Genomic DNA, 19082 nt, shown 5'->3' with positions numbered 1-19082 from the left:
CGGGGCATACCGCCGCGAATCGTGAGGAACCCGGTCCTACCGGCCACCTCCCGGCACGCGGCGGGTGCCCCGCCGGACGGCACCCCAGCAAAGATCCCTGGCGCCGTGTAGCAGGCGTACAGAACCACTCCCAGGAGGACCCCAGTGGCGAAGGCGAAGTTCGAGCGGACTAAGCCGCACGTCAACATCGGCACCATCGGTCACGTCGACCACGGTAAGACGACCCTTACCGCGGCGATCACCAAGGTGCTGCACGACGCGCACCCGGAGCTGAACCCCTTCACGCCGTTCGACCAGATCGACAAGGCGCCTGAGGAGCGGCAGCGCGGTATCACCATCTCCATCGCGCACGTCGAGTACCAGACCGAGTCGCGTCACTACGCCCACGTCGACTGCCCGGGTCACGCGGACTACATCAAGAACATGATCACCGGTGCCGCCCAGATGGACGGCGCGATCCTCGTGGTCGCCGCGACCGACGGTCCGATGCCGCAGACCAAGGAGCACGTGCTCCTGGCCCGCCAGTCCGGCGTTCCGTACATCGTCGTCGCCCTGAACAAGGCCGACATGGTGGACGACGAGGAGATCCTGGAGCTCGTCGAGCTCGAGGTCCGTGAGCTCCTCAACGAGTACGAGTTCCCGGGCGACGACGCTCCGGTCGTCAAGGTCTCGGCGCTGAAGGCGCTCGAGGGCGACGCCGAGTGGGGCCAGTCGGTCATGAACCTCATGAACGCCGTCGACGAGAACATCCCGCAGCCCGAGCGTGACGTCGACAAGCCGTTCCTGATGCCGATCGAGGACGTCTTCACGATCACCGGTCGTGGCACCGTCGTCACCGGCCGTATCGAGCGCGGTGTCCTGAAGGTCAACGAGACCGTCGACATCATCGGCATCAAGACCGAGAAGACCACCACCACGGTCACCGGTATCGAGATGTTCCGCAAGCTGCTCGACGAGGGCCAGGCCGGTGAGAACGTCGGTCTGCTCCTCCGTGGCATCAAGCGCGAGGACGTCGAGCGCGGCCAGTGCATCATCAAGCCGGGTTCGGTCACCCCGCACACCGAGTTCGAGGCCACGGCCTACATCCTGTCGAAGGACGAGGGTGGCCGTCACACCCCGTTCTTCAACAACTACCGTCCGCAGTTCTACTTCCGTACGACTGACGTGACCGGTGTCGTGACCCTCAAGGAGGGCACGGAGATGGTCATGCCCGGCGACAACGCCGAGATGTCCGTCCAGCTGATCCAGCCCGTCGCCATGGAGGAGGGCCTGCGCTTCACCATCCGTGAGGGCGGCCGTACCGTCGGCGCCGGCCAGGTCACCAAGATCACCAAGTAAGTCCTCTTACTTGCGGGTCTGAACCTTGCAGGTCCGAGCGGGCCCGCACATCTTCGGATGTGCGGGCCCGCTCGCTTTTGTGTCCGGGGGACCTCAGGTGCCGGCGGCCAGCCGGGTGCGCAGCTCGCGCCGGTGCCTGATGCGGTACTTGCGGTAGACGCGGGTGAGGTGCTGCTCGACCGTGCTCACCGCGATCGACAGCTCGGCCGCCACCTCGCGGTTGGACAGGCCCTGTGCCGCCAGGACGGCCACCCGGCGCTCGGCGGTCGTGAGGACGACGCCGGGCGCCGGGGCGGGCGTGCGGTGCCGCTCCGCCGCGGTGTCGAGGTCGGCGAGGGTGCGGCTGATCCCGTACCGGTCGCCGCAGGCGCGGTAGAGCTCCAGGGCGCGGGTGAGCGTCGCCGCGCGGCGCTCGGGCGGCTCGGTGGCGGCCAGGACGCGCAGCGCGCCGGCGCGGGCGCGGGGACGGCGGTGGACGGGGGCGGCCTGCCGGTCGTCCAGCAGCCGGACGGCCCGCTCCGGCCGGCCCAGGGCCAGCCACGCCTCGGCGGCACCGGTCCGCCAGGGCGCCAGCGCCGGGGTGTCGAGGCCCCAGGAACGCAGCGTCTCGCCGCAGGAGACGAAGCAGGCGAGCGCGTCGCGCGGGCGGTCCAGGGCGAGGTGGTGGAGGCCGCGGGCGTGCTGGTGGGGGACGGTGAAGATCGTCCGGTGGGTCGCCTCGGGGAGCGGCCGGTCCAGCAGTTCGGCGGCCCTGTCGTGCTCGCCCAGGGCGGTGTGCGCCTCCGCGAGGACGGCCAGGGGGAAGGCGAGGGCCGTGCCCCAGCCCGCCTCGGGCATCAGGTCCAGGGCATGGGCGCCGTGCTCGCACGCCGCGGCCGGCTCGCCCCGGCGCAGGAGGACGAACGACCTGGTCTGGTGCAGTAGGGCCTCCCGGACGGGGGTGGGCGTCGGGAACCCCGGGCGGGGGGCGAGGAACCGGTCCGACCAGGCGTCCGCGGCGTCGAGGCGGTCGATGTACACCAGCGCCTGTATGGCGACGACCACGGCGTCCGGGCGGTGATCGACGATGCCGGGGGTGCGCAGCACGCGTTCCGCGGCCGTGGCGACGGCGTCGGGGTCACCGCCGGTCAGCGCGGTGTGGAGGGTACGCGCCGCCGCGACCTCCACGGGTTCCGGCGGGTCGGTGGGCTCGGGTGCGGGGGAGGGCCGGCGGAGGACGGCCGGCATCCAGGGGAGGGTGCCGGGATAGGTGTGGGTCAGGCGGAGCCGGGTGACGGCCAGCTCGGTGGCGTACCGGGGGTCCGCGTCCTCGTCCGGCAGCGTCCCGGCGGCCGTGATCGCGTCCTCCTCGCGGCCGTGCCACAGCAGGGCCTGGACGAGGTGCAGGATCGCGCGGGGCGGCAGCAGGCCGGTACGGGCGTGCCCGGCGAGCGCCCTGAGCTGGGTGATGACGCCCGGCGGGTCGAGCCGCCAGGCGACGGCCACGGTGGCCAGCCGGTCCGCCAGCCCCTGGGGCGAGTCGTCCGCGCGGAACACCGCGCAGCGCAGGTAGCGGGCGGCGAGGGTGGTGTCGCCGGCCGCCAGGTGCTCCTCGGCCGCCGCGCGGAGCGCCGGCGCCTCCCAGCTCTCGCCCAGCGGGGCGCCCGCCATCAGTTGCGCGGCGACCGCGACGGCGGGTGCGCCCTGGGCGTGCAGCGCGCGGGCCGCGCGGGCGCGCAGGGCCGTGTGGGCGGCGGAGGAGAGGTCGGGGTCGGCGAGCAGGGCCTCGGCCACGGCGGGGTGCCGGGGGCGGTGGTGGTCGTCGTGCAGGGCCGAGGCGGTGAGGGCGGCCAGGGCTTGGGGGACGACGCGGGGGGCGAGGGCCGCGGTGGCCGCGAGGAGGGCGGTGTCCGGACTGTCGGGGCTCGTGGGAGGCACGGTCCCGGTGGCGCGCGGGGCGTCGGGGTGCGGGGCGCTCGCGGTGTCGGTGGTGCCGAGGACGGCCGTTGCGCGGGCCACGGCCAGGGCCTCGGCGCCGCTGCGGTGGGCGCAGGCCAGCACCGCGCTCCGGTACGCCGCGCCGGGCCGGGGGACGGTCCCCGCCGTGGCGGCGGCGTCGTCCAGCAGGGCGCGCAGGAGGAGCGGGTTGCCGCCGGTCAGGCGGTGGAATTCCGCGGTCGGGCGGGCCGCGGCGGGCTCGCCGAGGTGGTGGGCGAGGAGGCGGGTGATCCCGCGGGGGGTGAGAGGGCTGAGGAACAGGTGCCGCGTTCGGGGCTGGTACTGGAGTTCGGCCAGCAGAGTGCGGTGGGCCGTGCCGTGCGGGGCCTCGGTGACGACCAGGGCGGCCCGGGTCGTGCGCAGTCTGCGGACGAGGTAGAGGAGGCACTGCTGGGAGGCGTGGTCCGCGTAGTGCAGGTCGTCCACGCAGAGGAGGAGGGGGCGGTCCGCGGCGAGGGCGAGGGTTGCGTGGTAGATGCGGCGAAGGACGTGCGGGGGCACGGTGTGTTGGGCTTCGTCCTGGTCCGACTCCGTTGCCAGGAGGGCCAGTTCGGGGACCAACTGGTCCACCAGGGCGTAGGGGAAGGGCTGTTCGGTGGGGCTGCCGAGGGCGGTGCGGACCGTGAAGCCGTGTTCCGTGGCACGGGTCCGGAGGGCGTGCAGCAGTTCCGTCTTGCCCAGGGCCGTCGCGCCGTGGACGACCGCGAAGGCGCCGGTGCCGCGGGCGCTTTCCGCCAGGGCCGCGGAGAGGGTGGCCAGTTCGGCTTCGCGGTCGACGAGCATTGGGTGCGCCCTTCCCCCGGGTGAGGCGGCCTCCGGTACGGCGGGGGCAGCACGATAGCAAGGCGGGTGGGGGTGTGCCCCGGTCCCGCCCTTTCGCCGTTTCCTGCTTGGGCCGCGCCCCCGCGGGCCCCCGCTTCCGTGCTGCGCGCGGTTTGTTGCCCCGGTCCCGCCCTTTCACCGTTTCTTGCGGGGGTCGGCCCCCGCGCCCCCCGCAACCGCGCTGCGCGCGGTTGTCCTCAAACGCCGGACGGGCTGAGCGGGGGCGCGGTGAGTGGTGGTCAGCCGAGGTCCGGGCGCCAGATCCAGGGGGTCGCGTCCGGGGCGAGGCCCACCACGCAGAGGCGGTGGGCGCCGTCCGTGTGGAGGGCCGGGGTGGCCACCGGGACCGGTTGGCGGTCGGCGACCGTCGGGTGGGCGTCGTCGGAGGCGGCGTCGAGGACCTGGGCGCGGCCCTCCAGGTCCTTGCCCAGGACCATCAGCGCGTCGCGGTGGCCGCGTTGCGGCAGGGCGCGGGCCGTGAGCGGGCCGTAGCCGACGAGGTCGCGGACGGCGGAGTCCTTGAGCTCCTCCGTCCCCGCGTCGCCGGTGAGGCGGAACGCCTGCGGACGCGACTGGGCCGGCTGGCGGTAGACGACCACGAGCTTTCCGTCGTCGCCCGGGTGGGCCGCCACCGGGTCGCCCGCCGGCTTCGGGAGGCCGTCCAGGGGGAGGAAGCGCATCGGCTTGCCGGGGCCGTCCTGGCTCCAGTGGTGCACGGTGTCGCGGCCGACGCCCAGGACGTGGATCCGGCGGTCCCCGTCCAGCGCGACGGTCAGGCCCTCCTGCACGTCCTGGCCGCCGAGGTTGCGCCACTTGCCCCACTTGCCGTCGCGCTCGCGGACCCGGGTGGAGACGCCCTTGCCCGCGTTGCGGACGAACAGGTGGACGCGCCCGTCGGGGTCGGTGACCGCCACGGGGACACCCACCCGGCGGCCCCGGTCGGCGCTGTGCTCGGGGTTGCCGAGGCCGGTCCAGCCGGTGAACGGGCCGTCCGGGGTCCGCTGGGCCAGGACGACGATCTCGCGGGTGTCGGCGCGGCCCTCGCCCTCCAGGGCGGAGAAGCGCAGCGCGAAGACCAGGCGGCGGCCGTCGGCGTCCTTGACCGTGGTCAGCGCGGGGGCCAGGGGGCCGCCGCCGAGGTTCTCCGGGGCGCCCCAGCGGCCGCTGCCCGCCGAGGTCTCGCGCCAGCGCACGGCGTGCAGGCCGAGCACCCCGTACGCCTCCAGGCGGCCGGAGCGGTCGCTGTCCACGGTCGGCGTGGCGCCGGGGTGGCGGTAGTGGGTGGAGCGGATCCAGCCCTTGCGGTTCTTCAGCGGGCGGTCGCCGCCCTGGCCGTAGTCGCCGCAGCCGCCGTCGTTGCCGCAGTGCCAGTCGGGAGCGCCGCCGTACGCCTCCACCAGCTCGTGCTTCTGCGCGACGATCTCGTGCGGGAGGTTGTGCGGCCAGCGCTGGTTGTAGTACCCGCGGTAGGAGGTCGTCACGAAGCGTGGCGGGTGCTTCTCGCGGCGGGTCGTGTCCGCCGACCACTGGGAGAGCGCCTTCCAGGTGAAGAGGGCGGTCGGGGTGTGGTCGCGGTGGTCCGAGCACGCGCCGTAGTCGTTGTCCTTGGGGTGCGTGGCGTCGTGGACCTGGTAGTCGGGGTCGGGGTCCATGGTGTGGACCACGGTCGGCCGGAAACGATCCATGATCGTTGCCAGGGCGTCCACCAGCGTGCTGTGCCGGTAGGTGCTCACCTCGGTGCACGGCGACCCCTTGGCGACCAGGGACTTCGCCTCCGCCCCCGGCTGGTCCCAGAGCTGCGGCAGCCGGACGCTGTGCTCGGAGAGCATGGCGACGTTGAGGAAGACCAGCCGGGCCCGGCGGTCCCCGGCGACGAGCTCGTTGGTCTCGGCCTTCACCCCGCCCGGCAGGCTCAGCACGGACTTCTGCCAGGGGGTGAACGGGTGCTTGCCCAGCATCCGCGCGTACGCCTGGCGCAGGCCCTGGTGGCGGGCGGAGGAGTAGGCGGCCTTGTCGTGGTGCTGCCGCTCCTTGCGCGGCATGCCCTCCACCCAGTTCTGTCCTATGGCCTCGCCGGCCGTGACGTAGACGGAGACGACCGGGACGCCGGCGCGGACCATGTGCAGCGCGTCCGGGTTCATGAAGAACAGGTCGTCGTCCGGGTGGGCCAGCACCTGGAGCAGCAGCGGCCCGCGCGCGTCACCGAAGGACTGGGTGGTGTGCGGGTCCACCGCGCGGACGGGGGAGGCGGAGGGGGCGGACTTCTCGGAACCGCTGTCGCTGCATCCCGTCGCCACGGCGGCCGTGACGGCCGCGATCCCGGCGAGCACAGACCGACGTCCGACCGGACGCGCGTTCTGGAACGGAACGGTTCTGCGCTGTGAGATGTTCAACTACCTGACTCCGCTTCATTGTCCAGCGCCCCCCAGTGTGAAAAGGGACGGGGAAGAGGCCCGGCGGGTTGCCCAACTTGCTACAAAGCCTGATTTCCCCTTCGCGAGACCTGGCGGTTTTCGGTCACTGTGGCGCGCATGACACCTTCGCGCCACCGCGCCATGGTGAACATTGACCGTTCCGCACCGAATGTCCGCATAAACTCGGCAGGGCGGTTTGACATCTGCGCCGGTCGGGGTACGTTCATCGGCTGCGATTGGCGCGGCTTCCGTCCCGTATGGCACACTGTTCAGGTTGCTCGGTTGAGTGCCGATGCTGCGCGCCTCCCGCCGGGAGGACTGGAAGCGAGTCCCGCAGTACTCGTCACCTCTTCTCAGAGGTGGAAGTACGGGAATCTTCCGGGAAGTGTCAGCGGGGTGCCAGCCAGGCACTCGGTGGGTGTCCTTCCCCCACGAACCCCTTGAGCAGGGATCTCCCTTATGGGAGATCTGCTGGAAGGGGCGCGACACGCCCGACCGCGTGGGTCGGAGCGTGAGTGGGACGGACCGCGATGTTCCGCGAGGAGCGCGCAGCCCGGCCGAGTCCCAGAGCGTTACGAGAGACAGGACTACGAAGTAGCCATGGCGGGACAGAAGATCCGCATCCGGCTCAAGGCCTACGACCACGAGGTCATCGACTCCTCGGCGAAGAAGATCGTCGAGACGGTGACCCGCACTGGTGCGTCGGTCGCGGGCCCGGTGCCGCTGCCCACTGAGAAGAACGTGTACTGCGTCATCAAGTCGCCGCACAAGTACAAGGACTCGCGCGAGCACTTCGAGATGCGCACGCACAAGCGCCTCATCGACATCCTCGACCCCACGCCGAAGACGGTTGACTCGCTCATGCGCCTCGACCTGCCGGCGGGCGTCGACATCGAGATCAAGCTCTGAGGTGACGCGCGAGATGGCTAAGCAGATCAAGGGCGTCCTGGGCGAGAAGCTCGGCATGACGCAGGTCTGGGACGAGAACAACCGTGTCGTCCCGGTCACCGTTGTCAAGGCCGGCCCCTGCGTTGTCACGCAGGTCCGCACCAACGACGCCGACGGCTACGAGTCGGTCCAGATCGCCTTCGGCGAGATCGACCCGCGCAAGGTGAACAAGCCCCTCAAGGGCCACTTCGCCAAGGCCGACGTGACCCCCCGCCGCCACCTGGTGGAGATCCGCACCTCCGACGCCGCCGAGTACACCCTCGGCCAGGAGATCACCGCGGACGTGTTCGAGGCCGGCGTCAAGGTCGACGTCACGGGCAAGAGCAAGGGCAAGGGCTTCGCCGGTGTCATGAAGCGCCACAACTTCCGTGGCCTCGGCGCCGGGCACGGCACCCAGCGCAAGCACCGCTCCCCCGGTTCGATCGGTGGCTGCGCCACCCCGGGCCGTGTGTTCAAGGGCCTCCGCATGGCGGGCCGCATGGGCAACGAGCGGGTCACCACCCAGAACCTGACCGTCCACGCCGTTGACGCGGAGAAGGGCCTGCTCCTCATCAAGGGCGCGGTTCCTGGTCCGAACGGCGGCCTCGTCCTGGTCCGTACCGCGGCCAAGGGGGCCTGAGGTAACCGATGAGCACCATTGACATCCTTTCGCCGGCAGGCGACAAGGCCGGGACCGTCGAGCTCCCCGCGGAGATCTTCGACGCGAAGGTCAGCGTTCCGCTGATCCACCAGGTCGTCGTCGCGCAGCTGGCCGCTGCCCGTCAGGGCACGCACAAGACCAAGACCCGTGGCGAGGTCCGCGGCGGTGGCAAGAAGCCGTACCGCCAGAAGGGCACCGGTCGCGCCCGTCAGGGTTCGACCCGCGCGCCGCAGTTCGCCGGTGGTGGCGTCGTGCACGGTCCCGTGCCGCGTGACTACTCGCAGCGGACCCCGAAGAAGATGAAGGCCGCCGCCCTGCGCGGTGCCCTCACCGACCGGGCCCGCCACAGCCGCATCCACGTCGTCTCCGGCGTGGTCGACGGCGCGGTGTCCACCAAGGCCGCCAAGAACCTGTTCGGCAAGATCTCCGAGCGCAAGAACGTGCTCCTGGTCGCCGACCGGTCCGACGAGGCCGCGTGGCTGTCCGCCCGCAACCTGCCCCAGGTGCACATCCTGGAGCCGGGCCAGCTGAACACGTACGACGTGCTCGTCTCCGACGACGTGGTCTTCACCCAGGCCGCTTTCGAGTCCTTCGTGTCTGGCCCCAAGGCCGCTGAAGGGAGCGAAGCCTGATGACTGAGGCCGTCGTCACCAGCAAGACGTTCTCGGACCCGCGTGACCTCCTGGTCAAGCCGGTCGTCTCCGAGAAGAGCTACGCGCTGCTGGACGAGAACAAGTACACGTTCATCGTCGACCCGCGCGCCAACAAGACCCAGATCAAGCAGGCCGTCGAGGCGGTCTTCTCGGTCAAGGTCACCGGGGTCAACACGATCAACCGCCAGGGCAAGCGCAAGCGCACCCGCACCGGTTTCGGCAAGCGCGCCAACACCAAGCGCGCCATCGTGACCCTCGCCGAGGGCGACCGTATCGACATCTTCGGCGGCCCGGTCTCCTAACGGAGTTCCGAGTCGTCCGATATCGGACGAGGACTGAAAAATGGGTATCCGCAAGTACAAGCCGACGACTCCGGGCCGTCGTGGCTCCAGCGTCGCCGACTTTGTCGAGATCACGCGGTCCACGCCGGAGAAGTCGCTGGTCCGCCCGCTGCACAGCAAGGGCGGCCGTAACAACGCCGGTCGTGTGACCGTCCGCCACCAGGGCGGTGGCCACAAGCGCGCCTACCGTGTGATCGACTTCCGTCGTCACGACAAGGACGGCGTGCCGGCCAAGGTCGCTCACATCGAGTACGACCCCAACCGCACCGCGCGCATCGCGCTGCTCCACTACGTGGACGGCGAGAAGCGCTACATCATCGCGCCGCGCGGCCTCGGCCAGGGCGACCGTATTGAGAACGGCCCCGGGGCCGACATCAAGCCGGGCAACAACCTGCCGCTGCGCAACATCCCGGTCGGTACGACGATCCACGCCATCGAGCTGCGTCCCGGTGGCGGTGCGAAGATCGCCCGCTCCGCCGGTTCCTCCGTGCAGCTGCTGGCGAAGGAGGGCACCATGGCCCACCTTCGTATGCCGTCCGGTGAGATCCGCCTGGTCGACGTCCGCTGCCGCGCCACCGTCGGCGAGGTCGGCAACGCCGAGCAGTCGAACATCAACTGGGGCAAGGCCGGCCGCATGCGCTGGAAGGGCGTCCGCCCGACCGTCCGCGGTGTCGCGATGAACCCGGTCGACCACCCGCACGGTGGTGGTGAGGGCAAGACCTCCGGTGGTCGCCACCCGGTCTCCCCGTGGGGTCAGAAGGAGGGTCGTACTCGTTCTCCCAAGAAGGCGAGCAACAAGTACATCGTCCGCCGCCGCAAGACGAACAAGAAGCGCTAGGAGCGGGTTTAGATGCCGCGTAGTCTCAAGAAGGGACCCTTCGTCGACGGCCACCTCATCAAGAAGGTGGACGCCCAGAACGAAGCCGGTACCAAGAACGTCATCAAGACCTGGTCCCGCCGCTCCATGATCGTGCCGGCCATGCTCGGCCACACGCTGGCGGTGCACAACGGCAAGACCCACGTCCCGGTGTTCGTCACCGAGTCGATGGTCGGCCACAAGCTCGGCGAGTTCTCGCCGACCCGCACCTTCCGCGGCCACGTCAAGGACGACCGGAAGTCGAAGCGCCGCTAATCGCGGGGTGTGAACGACTATGACTGACACCGAAGGGACAACCATGGAAGCCAGGGCCCAGGCGCGGTACATCCGCGTCACGCCCATGAAGGCCCGCCGCGTGGTGGACCTCATCCGTGGCATGGACGCCACGGAGGCTCAGGCGGTCCTGCGTTTCGCCCCGCAGGCCGCGAGCGTGCCGGTCGGCAAGGTGCTGGACAGCGCCATTGCCAACGCCGCGCACAACTACGACCACTCTGACGTCGACAGCCTCTACATCTCCGAGGCCTACGTCGACGAGGGCCCGACCCTGAAGCGGTTCCGTCCGCGCGCCCAGGGCCGCGCCTACCGGATCCGCAAGCGGACCAGCCACATCACCGTGGTCGTCAGCAGCAAGGAAGGAACCCGGTAATGGGCCAGAAGGTTAACCCGCACGGGTTCCGGCTCGGTGTGACCACGGACTTCAAGTCCCGCTGGTACGCCGACAAGCTGTACAAGGACTACGTCAAGGAAGACGTCGCCATTCGTCGCATGATGACGAAGGGCATGGAGCGCGCCGGTATCTCCAAGGTGGAGATCGAGCGCACCCGCGACCGCGTCCGCGTCGACATCCACACCGCTCGTCCGGGCATCGTCATCGGCCGCCGCGGCGCCGAGGCCGACCGCATCCGCGGCGAGCTGGAGAAGCTCACCGGCAAGCAGGTCCAGCTGAACATCCTCGAGGTCAAGAACCCCGAGGTCGACGCTCAGCTGGTCGCGCAGGCCGTCGCCGAGCAGCTGTCCTCCCGCGTCTCCTTCCGTCGCGCCATGCGCAAGAGCATGCAGTCGACGATGAAGGCCGGCGCCAAGGGCATCAAGATCCAGTGCGGTGGCCGTCTCGGCGGCGCCGAGATGTCCCGCTCGGAGTTCTACCGCGAGGGCCGTGTGCCCCTGCACACGCTCCGCGCCAACGTCGACTACGGCTTCTTCGAGGCCAAGACCACCTTCGGCCGCATCGGCGTGAAGGTCTGGATCTACAAGGGCGACGTCAAGAACATCGCCGAGGTCCGCGCCGAGAACGCCGCCGCCCGTGCGGGCAACCGCCCGTCCCGTGGCGCCGGCGACCGTCCGGCCCGTGGTGGCCGCGGCGGCGAGCGTGGCGGCCGCGGCCGCAAGCCGCAGCAGGCTGCCGAGGCCCCCAAGGCCGAGGCCACCGCTGCTCCGGCTGAGTCCACCGGAACGGAGGCCTGACCGACATGCTGATCCCTCGCAGGGTCAAGCACCGCAAGCAGCACCACCCCAAGCGGAACGGCATGGCCAAGGGTGGCACCGAGCTGGCGTTCGGTGAGTACGGCATCCAGGCCCTGACCCCGGCCTACGTGACGAACCGGCAGATCGAGTCCGCTCGTATCGCCATGACCCGTCACATCAAGCGTGGCGGCAAGGTGTGGATCAACATCTACCCGGACCGTCCGCTCACGAAGAAGCCCGCCGAGACCCGCATGGGTTCCGGTAAGGGTTCCCCGGAGTGGTGGGTCGCGAACGTCAAGCCCGGTCGGGTGATGTTCGAGCTGTCCTTCCCGAACGAAAAGGTTGCTCGTGAGGCGCTGACCCGCGCCGCCCACAAGCTTCCGATGAAGTGCCGCATTGTTCGGCGCGAGGCAGGTGAGTCGTGATGGCTGCCGGTACCAAGGCGACCGAGCTGCGTGAGCTGAACAACGAGGACCTCGTTGCCAAGCTCCGTGAGGCCAAGGAAGAGCTGTTCAACCTCCGCTTCCAGGCGGCGACCGGACAGCTTGAGAACCACGGCCGGCTGAAGGCCGTCCGCAAGGACATCGCCCGGATCTACACCCTGATGCGGGAGCGCGAGCTCGGCATCGAGACGGTGGAGAGCGCCTGATGAGCGAGAAGAACATGACTGAGACGAACGAGCGCGGCTTCCGCAAGACCCGTGAGGGCCTCGTCGTCAGCGACAAGATGGACAAGACCGTCGTCGTCGCTGTCGAGGACCGCGTCAAGCACGCGCTGTACGGCAAGGTCATCCGCCGTACCAACAAGCTCAAGGCGCACGACGAGCAGAACGCCGCGGGTGTCGGCGACCGCGTCCTCCTGATGGAGACCCGGCCGCTGTCCGCGACGAAGCGCTGGCGCGTCGTCGAGATCCTCGAGAAGGCCAAGTAATCACCTGAGGGCATTAGCCCCCAGGTAAGTTCCGCCAGGCTCGGCGTGGGGCCTCATCCGTGAGGCCCCCGCCGGGAACCGGCAGACGATCAGGAGATAGACGTGATCCAGCAGGAGTCGCGACTTCGCGTCGCCGACAACACTGGTGCCAAGGAGATCCTTTGCATCCGTGTTCTCGGTGGCTCGGGTCGCCGCTACGCGGGCATCGGTGACGTCATCGTCGCCACCGTCAAGGACGCGATCCCCGGTGGCAACGTGAAGAAGGGCGACGTCGTCAAGGCCGTCGTCGTTCGCACCGTCAAGGAGCGCCGCCGTCCGGACGGCTCGTACATCCGCTTCGACGAGAACGCGGCCGTCATCCTCAAGAACGACGGTGACCCCCGCGGCACCCGTATCTTCGGCCCCGTCGGCCGAGAGCTGCGCGAGAAGAAGTTCATGAAGATCGTCTCGCTCGCGCCGGAGGTGCTGTAAGCATGAAGATCAAGAAGGGCGACCTGGTACAGGTCATCACCGGCAAGGACAAGGGCAAGACGGGCAAGGTCATCCAGGCCATGCCCGCCGAGGACCGCGTCCTGGTCGAGGGTGTCAACCGGGTCAAGAAGCACACCAAGGCCGGCCAGACCGCCCGTGGTTCGAAGACCGGCGGCATCGTCACGACCGAGGCCCCCATCCACGTGAGCAACGTTCAGCTCGTCGTGGAGAAGGACGGCAAGAAGGTCGTCACCCGCGTCGGCTACCGCTTCGACGAGGACGGCAACAAGATCCGCGTTGCCAAGCGGACCGGTGAGGACATCTGATGACTGCCACCACCAACGCACCGCGCCTCAAGCAGCGCTACCGCGAAGAGATCATCGGCAAGCTGCGTGAGGAGTTCTCCTACGAGAACATCATGCAGGTTCCCGGCCTGACCAAGATCGTGGTCAACATGGGTGTGGGCGACGCCGCCCGCGACTCCAAGCTGATCGAGGGCGCCATCCGCGACCTCACCACGATCACCGGCCAGAAGCCCGCCGTGACCAAGGCCCGCAAGTCCATCGCGCAGTTCAAGCTGCGTGAGGGCCAGCCGATCGGTGCCCACGTCACCCTCCGCGGCGACCGCATGTGGGAGTTCCTGGACCGCACCCTGTCGCTGGCGCTCCCGCGCATCCGCGACTTCCGTGGTCTGTCCCCGAAGCAGTTCGACGGCCGGGGCAACTACACCTTCGGTCTCACGGAGCAGGTCATGTTCCACGAGATCGACCAGGACAAGATCGACCGCGTCCGGGGTATGGACATCACCGTGGTCACCACGGCGACCAACGACGACGAGGGCCGCGCCCTCCTTCGTCACCTCGGCTTCCCCTTCAAGGAGGCGTGACCGAGATGGCGAAGAAGTCTCTGATCGCGAAGGCCGCGCGCAAGCCGAAGTTCTCGGTCCGCGCGTACACCCGCTGCAACCGCTGCGGCCGGCCGCACTCCGTTTACCGCAAGTTCGGCCTCTGCCGCGTGTGCCTTCGTGAGATGGCTCACCGTGGCGAGCTGCCGGGCGTGACCAAGAGCTCCTGGTAATTACCCACTTGGGTAACCAGGGCTCTCGGTAAGCCTATGGACGGCGGGTCCCCGCCCCCGGCTCTCCCGTAGAGTTGAGGGGTTGGGCGCCCGCCGCCCATGACCGCACGTGTCCCGCACCTCTGTGCGGGCCGCATAACGTCGCTTACTACGCCGTAGGTCCCCGCACCGCACCCGCTCCGACGAAGCTCGGGGAGAGGGATGGCGCAGATAGGAAACCCCGGCGAGAGAGGCCGAAGGCCAAACATGACCATGACCGATCCGATCGCAGACATGCTGACCCGTCTGCGGAACGCGAACTCGGCTTACCACGACACCGTGGCCATGCCCCACAGCAAGATCAAGGCGCACATCGCCGAGATCCTGCAGCAGGAGGGCTACATCACCGGCTGGAAGGTCGAGGACGCCGAGGTCGGCAAGTCCCTGATCCTCGAGCTGAAGTTCGGCCCGAACCGTGAGCGCTCCATCGCGGGCATCAAGCGGATCTCGAAGCCGGGCCTGCGGGTCTACGCAAAGTCCACCAACCTGCCGAAGGTCCTCGGCGGCCTGGGCGTGGCGATCATCTCCACGTCCCACGGTCTCCTGACCGGCCAGCAGGCCAGCAAGAAGGGCGTGGGTGGGGAAGTCCTCGCCTACGTCTGGTAACCCGGGAACGGAGGAATAGCTAATGTCGCGTATTGGCAAGCTGCCCATCCAGGTTCCCGCTGGTGTGGACGTCACCATCGATGGCCGTGACGTGCAGGTGAAGGGTCCCAAGGGCACCCTGAACCTGACCCTGTCGGCGCCCATCGTTATCGCTAAGGGCGAGGACGGCGTGCTCAACGTCATCCGCCCGAACGACGAGCGTCAGAACAAGGCCCTGCACGGTCTGTCGCGCACGCTGGTGGCGAACATGATCACCGGCGTGACCCAGGGCTACAGCAAGAAGCTCGAGATCAGCGGTGTCGGTTACCGCGTCCAGGCGAAGGGCTCCAACCTGGAGTTCGCCCTGGGCTACAGCCACCCGATCCTGGTCGAGGCTCCCGAGGGCATCACCTTCAAGGTGGAGTCCCCGACCAAGCTGACGGTCGAGGGCATCGACAAGCAGAAGGTCGGCGAGGTCGCCGCGAACATCCGCAAGCTGCGGAAGCCCGACCCGTACAAGGCCAAGGGCGTCAAGTACGAGGGCGAAGTCATCCGCCGCAAGGTCGGAAAGGCGGGTAAGTAAGCCATGGCATACGGTGTGAAGATCGCGAAGGGCGACGCCTACAAGCGCGCCGCCGCGAAGCGCCGCCACATCCGCATCCGCAAGCGGATCTCCGGTACGGCCGAGCGCCCCCGCCTGGTCGTCACGCGCTCCAACCGTGGCATCACCGCCCAGGTCATCGACGACATCAAGGGTCACACCCTGGCGTCGGCGTCGACCCTGGACGCGTCGATCCGCGGTGGCGAGGGTGACAAGAGCGCCCAGGCCAAGAAGGTTGGCGCCCTGGTCGCCGAGCGTGCCAAGGCCGCCGGTGTCGAGGCCGTCGTGTTCGACCGCGGTGGCAACCAGTACGCCGGGCGCATTGCCGCTCTGGCGGACGCCGCCCGCGAAGCCGGGCTGAAGTTCTAAGCCCCGGTTCCGGAGCTAGCGGACGTAACAGAGAGAGGTAATTCCAATGGCTGGACCCCAGCGCCGCGGAAGCGGTGCCGGTGGCGGCGAGCGGCGGGACCGGAAGGGTCGCGACGGTGGCGCTGCCGCCGAGAAGACCGCGTACGTTGAGCGCGTAGTCGCGATCAACCGCGTCGCCAAGGTTGTCAAGGGTGGTCGCCGCTTCAGCTTCACCGCGCTGGTCGTGGTGGGCGACGGTGACGGCACGGTCGGTGTCGGTTACGGCAAGGCCAAGGAAGTTCCGGCTGCCATCGCCAAGGGCGTGGAAGAGGCCAAGAAGAACTTCTTCAAGGTCCCCCGGATCCAGGGCACCGTCCCGCACCCGATCCAGGGTGAGAAGGCGGCCGGCGTCGTCATGCTCAAGCCCGCGTCCCCCGGTACCGGTGTTATCGCCGGTGGCCCGGTGCGCGCGGTGCTCGAGTGCGCCGGCATCCACGACATCCTGTCGAAGTCGCTCGGTTCGTCGAACCCGATCAACATCGTGCACGCCACGGTGGAGGCCCTCAAGGGACTGCAGCGTCCCGAGGAGATCGCCGCCCGTCGTGGTCTGCCGCTCGAGGACGTCGCGCCCGCCGCCCTGCTGCGTGCGCGTGCGGGGGCGGGTGCGTAATGGCTCGTCTCAAGGTCACGCAGACCAAGTCCTACATCGGCAGCAAGCAGAACCACCGCGACACCCTGCGTTCGCTCGGTCTGAAGAAGATCAACGACGTGGTTGTCAAGGAAGACCGTCCCGAGATCCGCGGCATGGTGCACACCGTCCGCCACCTCGTCACGGTCGAGGAGGTCGACTGACATGGCGGAGCAGAACCCGCTGAAGGTCCACAACCTCCGTCCGGCTCCCGGCGCCAAGACCGCCAAGACCCGTGTCGGTCGTGGTGAGGCGTCGAAGGGTAAGACGGCCGGTCGTGGTACCAAGGGCACCAAGGCCCGTTACCAGGTTCCGGAGCGCTTCGAGGGTGGGCAGATGCCCCTCCACATGCGCCTCCCGAAGCTGAAGGGCTTCAAGAACCCCGCCCACAAGCAGTTCCAGGTCGTGAACCTGGACAAGCTGGCCGCGCTCTACCCGCAGGGTGGCGAGGTCACGGTGGCCGACCTGGTCGCCAAGGGCGCGGTGCGCAAGAACGAGCTCGTCAAGGTCCTGGGCCAGGGCGAGATCTCCGTGGCGCTGCAGGTGACGGTCGACGCCGTCTCCGGCTCCGCCAAGGAGAAGATCGCCGCCGCCGGCGGCAGCGTCACCGAACTCGTCTGAGTTCGTTGATCCGACAACCGGGGATGTCCCATAGGGGCATCCCCGGTTGGTCGTTCCTAGCCGGGCACGGTCGCCGGTAAGGTGGCGTGGACTGTTGCTGTACCCACGGGGGGAATCACCCCCGGGCCGTGCGGACTGTGCCCGTCCGGCCATGACTGATATGTATTCGTCGATCCTCAAGACCGTTACCTCTCACGTGGGTGCGTGAGAGGCGCAGGAGGCACCGTGCTCACCGCGTTCGCCCGGGCGTTCAAGACGCCCGACCTGCGCAAGAAGCTGCTGTTCACGCTGGGCATCATGGTGCTCTACCGGCTCGGGTCGCAGGTCCCGATCCCGGGGGTCAACTACCAGAACGTCCAGACGTGCGTCGACCAGGCCAAGAGTGGTCAGGGCCTGTTCGGCCTCGTGAACATGTTCAGTGGTGGCGCGCTGCTGCAGATCACGATCTTCGCGCTGGGGGTCATGCCGTACATCACGGCGAGCATCATCCTGCAGCTGCTCACGGTCGTGATCCCCCGGCTGGAAGCCCTGAAGAAGGAAGGGCAGTCCGGCCAGGCCAAGATCACGCAGTACACGCGTTATCTGACCATCGCGCTCGCCGTGCTCCAGGGCACCGGCCTGGTCGCCGTCGCGCGCAACGGCGCGCTCTTCGGCAACTGCCCGGTCGCGTCCGACATCGTGCCCAACCACTCGATCTTCACGACCATCACGATGGTCATCACCATGACCGCCGGCACCGCGCTGATCATGTGGCTCGGTGAGCTCGTCACCGACCGCGGCATCGGCAACGGCATGTCGATCCTGATGTTCACCTCGATCGCCGCGCAGTTCCCGAGCGCGCTGTGGGCGATCAAGCTCCAGGGCAAGCTGATGGGCGGCTGGCTGGAGTTCGGCCTCGTCATCCTCTGCGGCCTGGCCATGGTCGGCCTGGTGGTCTTCGTCGAGCAGGCGCAGCGGCGCGTGCCCGTGCAGTACGCGAAGCGCATGATCGGCCGCCGTTCCTACGGCGGTACGTCGACCTACATCCCGCTCAAGGTGAACCAGGCGGGTGTCATCCCCGTGATTTTCGCCTCGTCCCTGCTCTACATCCCGGCGCTGTTGGTGCAGTTCACCGACTCCAAGGACGCGGGCTGGGCGCAGTGGATCCAGGCCAACCTGGTCAAGGGCGACCACCCGATCTACATGGTCACTTACTTCCTGCTGATCGTTTTCTTCGCCTTCTTCTATGTCGCCATCTCCTTCAACCCCGAAGAAGTTGCAGACAACATGAAGAAGTATGGTGGGTTCATCCCGGGCATCCGGGCGGGACGTCCCACCGCGGAGTACCTGAGCTACGTGCTGAACCGCATCACGTGGCCGGGCTCTCTCTACCTGGGCGTGATCGCCCTGGTGCCCACCGTGGCGCTGGTCACACTCAACGCGAACCAGAACTTCCCATTCGGGGGAACCAGCATCCTGATCATCGTGGGTGTCGGTCTGGAGACGGTGAAGCAGATCGAGAGCCAGCTTCAGCAGCGCAACTACGAAGGGTTCCTCCGCTGATGCGAATCGTCCTCGTCGGGCCGCCCGGCGCCGGCAAGGGTACGCAGGCCGCGTACCTCGCCAAGAATCTCGCGATCCCGCACATCTCGACGGGCGACCTCTTCCGGGCGAACATCAGCCAGGGCACCCCGCTGGGCGTCCAGGCCCAGGAGTACATGCGCGCCGGCCAGCTGGTCCCGGACTCGGTGACCATCGGCATGGCCGAGGACCGGATGGATCAGGAGGACGCCGCCGGCGGCTTCCTGCTGGACGGCTTCCCGCGCAACATCGGCCAGGCCGAGGCGCTGGACGCGTACCTGAAGGGCAAGGGCCTGAAGCTGGACGCCGTCCTGGACCTGGAGGTCCCCGAGGACGAGGTCGTGAAGCGGATCGCCGGCCGCCGGATCTGCCGCGCGGACAGCAGCCACGTCTTCCACGTGATCTACAACCGCTCGCAGACCGAGGGCGTCTGCGACGTCTGCGGCGGCGAGCTCTACCAGCGCGACGACGACCGTGAGGACACGGTCCGCAAGCGGCTGGAGGTCTACCACAGCGAGACCGAGCCGATCATCGACTACTACAAGGCCCAGGGCCTGGTGGTGACGATCTCCGCGCTCGGCAAGGTCGCCGAGGTGACCCAGCGGGCCATGGAGGCGCTCCCCGCGCGGGACGGCGCCTGAGCCACCGGTGGTGTACGGCCGCGATGCCCTTCGGGGGATCGCGGCCG

Annotated in this window: 26 protein-coding genes; 24 read left to right on the top strand and 2 right to left on the bottom strand. The window is 68.9% G+C overall.

Going from position 1 to position 19082, the window contains the following annotated elements; translation table 11 throughout:
• Positions 1–144: 144 nt before the first annotated feature.
• Positions 145–1338, top strand: coding sequence for an elongation factor Tu (gene tuf, locus J7W19_RS13925; RefSeq protein ID WP_004950423.1), 1194 nt, complete (start codon positions 145–147; stop codon positions 1336–1338).
• A gap of 93 nt (positions 1339–1431) precedes the next feature.
• Here tuf and J7W19_RS13920 read toward each other — a convergent pair whose 3' ends face one another.
• Complete coding sequence (locus J7W19_RS13920; protein WP_004950426.1) at positions 1432–4098, bottom strand: AAA family ATPase; 2667 nt, start codon at positions 4096–4098, stop codon at positions 1432–1434.
• 278 nt (positions 4099–4376) lie between these two features.
• Positions 4377–6467, bottom strand: coding sequence for a PIG-L family deacetylase (locus J7W19_RS33485; protein WP_004950429.1), 2091 nt, complete (start codon positions 6465–6467; stop codon positions 4377–4379).
• 684 nt (positions 6468–7151) lie between these two features.
• On the opposite strand from J7W19_RS33485, the gene rpsJ reads away from it, so the two are divergent.
• The 23 genes from rpsJ to J7W19_RS13800 all read left to right on the top strand — a co-directional run bounded on the left by rpsJ (position 7152) and on the right by J7W19_RS13800 (position 19035).
• Complete coding sequence (gene rpsJ / locus J7W19_RS13910) at positions 7152–7460, top strand: 30S ribosomal protein S10 (RefSeq protein WP_003948644.1); 309 nt, start codon at positions 7152–7154, stop codon at positions 7458–7460.
• A 13-nt stretch (positions 7461–7473) separates the two neighbouring features.
• On the top strand, positions 7474–8118 hold the full coding sequence (gene rplC, locus J7W19_RS13905; RefSeq protein WP_004950432.1) for a 50S ribosomal protein L3: 645 nt from the start codon (positions 7474–7476) through the stop codon (positions 8116–8118).
• An 8-nt stretch (positions 8119–8126) separates the two neighbouring features.
• Entirely contained in the window at positions 8127–8771 is a 645-nt protein-coding gene (gene rplD / locus J7W19_RS13900) for a 50S ribosomal protein L4 (RefSeq protein WP_004950435.1), read from the top strand.
• Complete coding sequence (gene rplW, locus J7W19_RS13895; RefSeq protein WP_004950438.1) at positions 8771–9094, top strand: 50S ribosomal protein L23; 324 nt, start codon at positions 8771–8773, stop codon at positions 9092–9094. Before rplD ends, rplW begins: the two co-directional genes overlap by 1 nt.
• A 40-nt stretch (positions 9095–9134) precedes the next feature.
• Positions 9135–9971: a 50S ribosomal protein L2 gene (rplB, locus tag J7W19_RS13890; protein ID WP_004950440.1), complete on the top strand. Its 837-nt coding sequence runs from the start codon at positions 9135–9137 to the stop codon at positions 9969–9971.
• 12 nt (positions 9972–9983) lie between these two features.
• A complete protein-coding gene (gene rpsS, locus J7W19_RS13885) occupies positions 9984–10265 on the top strand; it encodes a 30S ribosomal protein S19 (protein ID WP_004950443.1) in 282 nt (93 codons plus the stop codon).
• Positions 10266–10308: 43 nt separating this feature from the next.
• Positions 10309–10656 (top strand): 50S ribosomal protein L22, encoded by a 348-nt coding sequence (rplV, locus tag J7W19_RS13880; protein WP_004950444.1) that lies wholly within the window; start codon positions 10309–10311, stop codon positions 10654–10656.
• On the top strand, positions 10656–11474 hold the full coding sequence (gene rpsC / locus J7W19_RS13875) for a 30S ribosomal protein S3 (protein WP_004950446.1): 819 nt from the start codon (positions 10656–10658) through the stop codon (positions 11472–11474). Before rplV ends, rpsC begins: the two co-directional genes overlap by 1 nt.
• Positions 11475–11479: 5 nt before the next feature.
• Positions 11480–11899 carry a 50S ribosomal protein L16 gene (gene rplP / locus J7W19_RS13870; RefSeq protein WP_004950450.1) on the top strand — a complete coding sequence of 140 codons (420 nt, stop codon included), beginning with the start codon at positions 11480–11482 and terminating at the stop codon, positions 11897–11899.
• The gene (rpmC, locus tag J7W19_RS13865; protein ID WP_004950453.1) at positions 11899–12123 is read left to right on the top strand and encodes a 50S ribosomal protein L29; all 225 of its coding nucleotides are present in this window, start codon (positions 11899–11901) and stop codon (positions 12121–12123) included. Before rplP ends, rpmC begins: the two co-directional genes overlap by 1 nt.
• The gene (gene rpsQ, locus J7W19_RS13860) at positions 12123–12404 is read left to right on the top strand and encodes a 30S ribosomal protein S17 (protein ID WP_004950457.1); all 282 of its coding nucleotides are present in this window, start codon (positions 12123–12125) and stop codon (positions 12402–12404) included. Before rpmC ends, rpsQ begins: the two co-directional genes overlap by 1 nt.
• Positions 12405–12506: 102 nt before the next feature.
• Positions 12507–12875 carry a 50S ribosomal protein L14 gene (gene rplN, locus J7W19_RS13855; protein ID WP_004946682.1) on the top strand — a complete coding sequence of 123 codons (369 nt, stop codon included), beginning with the start codon at positions 12507–12509 and terminating at the stop codon, positions 12873–12875.
• A 2-nt stretch (positions 12876–12877) separates the two neighbouring features.
• Entirely contained in the window at positions 12878–13201 is a 324-nt protein-coding gene (rplX, locus tag J7W19_RS13850) for a 50S ribosomal protein L24 (RefSeq protein WP_004946679.1), read from the top strand.
• Entirely contained in the window at positions 13201–13761 is a 561-nt protein-coding gene (gene rplE / locus J7W19_RS13845; protein WP_004946672.1) for a 50S ribosomal protein L5, read from the top strand. The genes rplX and rplE overlap by 1 nt, the downstream gene beginning before the upstream one ends.
• Positions 13762–13766: 5 nt before the next feature.
• Positions 13767–13952 carry a type Z 30S ribosomal protein S14 gene (locus J7W19_RS13840; RefSeq protein ID WP_004946670.1) on the top strand — a complete coding sequence of 62 codons (186 nt, stop codon included), beginning with the start codon at positions 13767–13769 and terminating at the stop codon, positions 13950–13952.
• A gap of 246 nt (positions 13953–14198) precedes the next feature.
• A complete protein-coding gene (gene rpsH, locus J7W19_RS13835) occupies positions 14199–14597 on the top strand; it encodes a 30S ribosomal protein S8 (protein WP_004946667.1) in 399 nt (132 codons plus the stop codon).
• Between the two features lie 22 nt (positions 14598–14619).
• Positions 14620–15159 (top strand): 50S ribosomal protein L6, encoded by a 540-nt coding sequence (gene rplF, locus J7W19_RS13830; protein WP_004946665.1) that lies wholly within the window; start codon positions 14620–14622, stop codon positions 15157–15159.
• 3 nt (positions 15160–15162) lie between these two features.
• Positions 15163–15546 (top strand): 50S ribosomal protein L18, encoded by a 384-nt coding sequence (gene rplR / locus J7W19_RS13825; RefSeq protein WP_004946663.1) that lies wholly within the window; start codon positions 15163–15165, stop codon positions 15544–15546.
• A gap of 46 nt (positions 15547–15592) precedes the next feature.
• Entirely contained in the window at positions 15593–16195 is a 603-nt protein-coding gene (gene rpsE, locus J7W19_RS13820) for a 30S ribosomal protein S5 (protein ID WP_004946659.1), read from the top strand.
• Positions 16195–16377, top strand: a complete 183-nt coding sequence (gene rpmD, locus J7W19_RS13815; protein WP_004946653.1) for a 50S ribosomal protein L30 — start codon at positions 16195–16197, stop codon at positions 16375–16377. The genes rpsE and rpmD overlap by 1 nt, the downstream gene beginning before the upstream one ends.
• Before the next feature lies 1 nt (position 16378).
• Complete coding sequence (gene rplO, locus J7W19_RS13810) at positions 16379–16834, top strand: 50S ribosomal protein L15 (protein WP_004946650.1); 456 nt, start codon at positions 16379–16381, stop codon at positions 16832–16834.
• Between the two features lie 225 nt (positions 16835–17059).
• Entirely contained in the window at positions 17060–18376 is a 1317-nt protein-coding gene (gene secY / locus J7W19_RS13805; protein ID WP_004946647.1) for a preprotein translocase subunit SecY, read from the top strand.
• Entirely contained in the window at positions 18376–19035 is a 660-nt protein-coding gene (locus J7W19_RS13800) for an adenylate kinase (RefSeq protein WP_004946644.1), read from the top strand. The genes secY and J7W19_RS13800 overlap by 1 nt, the downstream gene beginning before the upstream one ends.
• The last annotated feature ends 47 nt before the right edge of the window (positions 19036–19082 follow it).

Origin of the sequence: Streptomyces mobaraensis NBRC 13819 = DSM 40847, assembly GCF_017916255.1 — a bacterium.
Classification (GTDB): domain Bacteria; phylum Actinomycetota; class Actinomycetes; order Streptomycetales; family Streptomycetaceae; genus Streptomyces; species Streptomyces mobaraensis.
The sequence above is the reverse complement of the archived record's forward strand: the minus strand, read 5'-3'. Positions and strand labels throughout refer to the sequence as shown.

What these genes read in the sequence shown, in the direction of transcription:
- rpsJ (WP_003948644.1), top strand. Translation starts at nt 7,152, where the DNA reads ATGGCGGGACAGAAGATCCGCATCCGGCTCAAGGCCTACGACCACGAG.
- rplV (WP_004950444.1), top strand. Translation starts at nt 10,309, where the DNA reads ATGGAAGCCAGGGCCCAGGCGCGGTACATCCGCGTCACGCCCATGAAG.
- rpmC (WP_004950453.1), top strand. Translation starts at nt 11,899, where the DNA reads ATGGCTGCCGGTACCAAGGCGACCGAGCTGCGTGAGCTGAACAACGAG.
- rplC (WP_004950432.1), top strand. Translation starts at nt 7,474, where the DNA reads ATGGCTAAGCAGATCAAGGGCGTCCTGGGCGAGAAGCTCGGCATGACG.
- rplD (WP_004950435.1), top strand. Translation starts at nt 8,127, where the DNA reads ATGAGCACCATTGACATCCTTTCGCCGGCAGGCGACAAGGCCGGGACC.
- rplF (WP_004946665.1), top strand. Translation starts at nt 14,620, where the DNA reads ATGTCGCGTATTGGCAAGCTGCCCATCCAGGTTCCCGCTGGTGTGGAC.
- rpsS (WP_004950443.1), top strand. Translation starts at nt 9,984, where the DNA reads ATGCCGCGTAGTCTCAAGAAGGGACCCTTCGTCGACGGCCACCTCATC.
- rplX (WP_004946679.1), top strand. Translation starts at nt 12,878, where the DNA reads ATGAAGATCAAGAAGGGCGACCTGGTACAGGTCATCACCGGCAAGGAC.
- rplW (WP_004950438.1), top strand. Translation starts at nt 8,771, where the DNA reads ATGACTGAGGCCGTCGTCACCAGCAAGACGTTCTCGGACCCGCGTGAC.
- rplE (WP_004946672.1), top strand. Translation starts at nt 13,201, where the DNA reads ATGACTGCCACCACCAACGCACCGCGCCTCAAGCAGCGCTACCGCGAA.
- J7W19_RS13800 (WP_004946644.1), top strand. Translation starts at nt 18,376, where the DNA reads ATGCGAATCGTCCTCGTCGGGCCGCCCGGCGCCGGCAAGGGTACGCAG.
- rpsE (WP_004946659.1), top strand. Translation starts at nt 15,593, where the DNA reads ATGGCTGGACCCCAGCGCCGCGGAAGCGGTGCCGGTGGCGGCGAGCGG.
- rplO (WP_004946650.1), top strand. Translation starts at nt 16,379, where the DNA reads ATGGCGGAGCAGAACCCGCTGAAGGTCCACAACCTCCGTCCGGCTCCC.
- rplP (WP_004950450.1), top strand. Translation starts at nt 11,480, where the DNA reads ATGCTGATCCCTCGCAGGGTCAAGCACCGCAAGCAGCACCACCCCAAG.
- rpmD (WP_004946653.1), top strand. Translation starts at nt 16,195, where the DNA reads ATGGCTCGTCTCAAGGTCACGCAGACCAAGTCCTACATCGGCAGCAAG.
- rplR (WP_004946663.1), top strand. Translation starts at nt 15,163, where the DNA reads ATGGCATACGGTGTGAAGATCGCGAAGGGCGACGCCTACAAGCGCGCC.
- J7W19_RS13920 (WP_004950426.1), bottom strand. Translation starts at nt 4,098, where the DNA reads ATGCTCGTCGACCGCGAAGCCGAACTGGCCACCCTCTCCGCGGCCCTG.
- J7W19_RS13840 (WP_004946670.1), top strand. Translation starts at nt 13,767, where the DNA reads ATGGCGAAGAAGTCTCTGATCGCGAAGGCCGCGCGCAAGCCGAAGTTC.
- rpsQ (WP_004950457.1), top strand. Translation starts at nt 12,123, where the DNA reads ATGAGCGAGAAGAACATGACTGAGACGAACGAGCGCGGCTTCCGCAAG.
- rpsH (WP_004946667.1), top strand. Translation starts at nt 14,199, where the DNA reads ATGACCATGACCGATCCGATCGCAGACATGCTGACCCGTCTGCGGAAC.
- rplB (WP_004950440.1), top strand. Translation starts at nt 9,135, where the DNA reads ATGGGTATCCGCAAGTACAAGCCGACGACTCCGGGCCGTCGTGGCTCC.
- rpsC (WP_004950446.1), top strand. Translation starts at nt 10,656, where the DNA reads ATGGGCCAGAAGGTTAACCCGCACGGGTTCCGGCTCGGTGTGACCACG.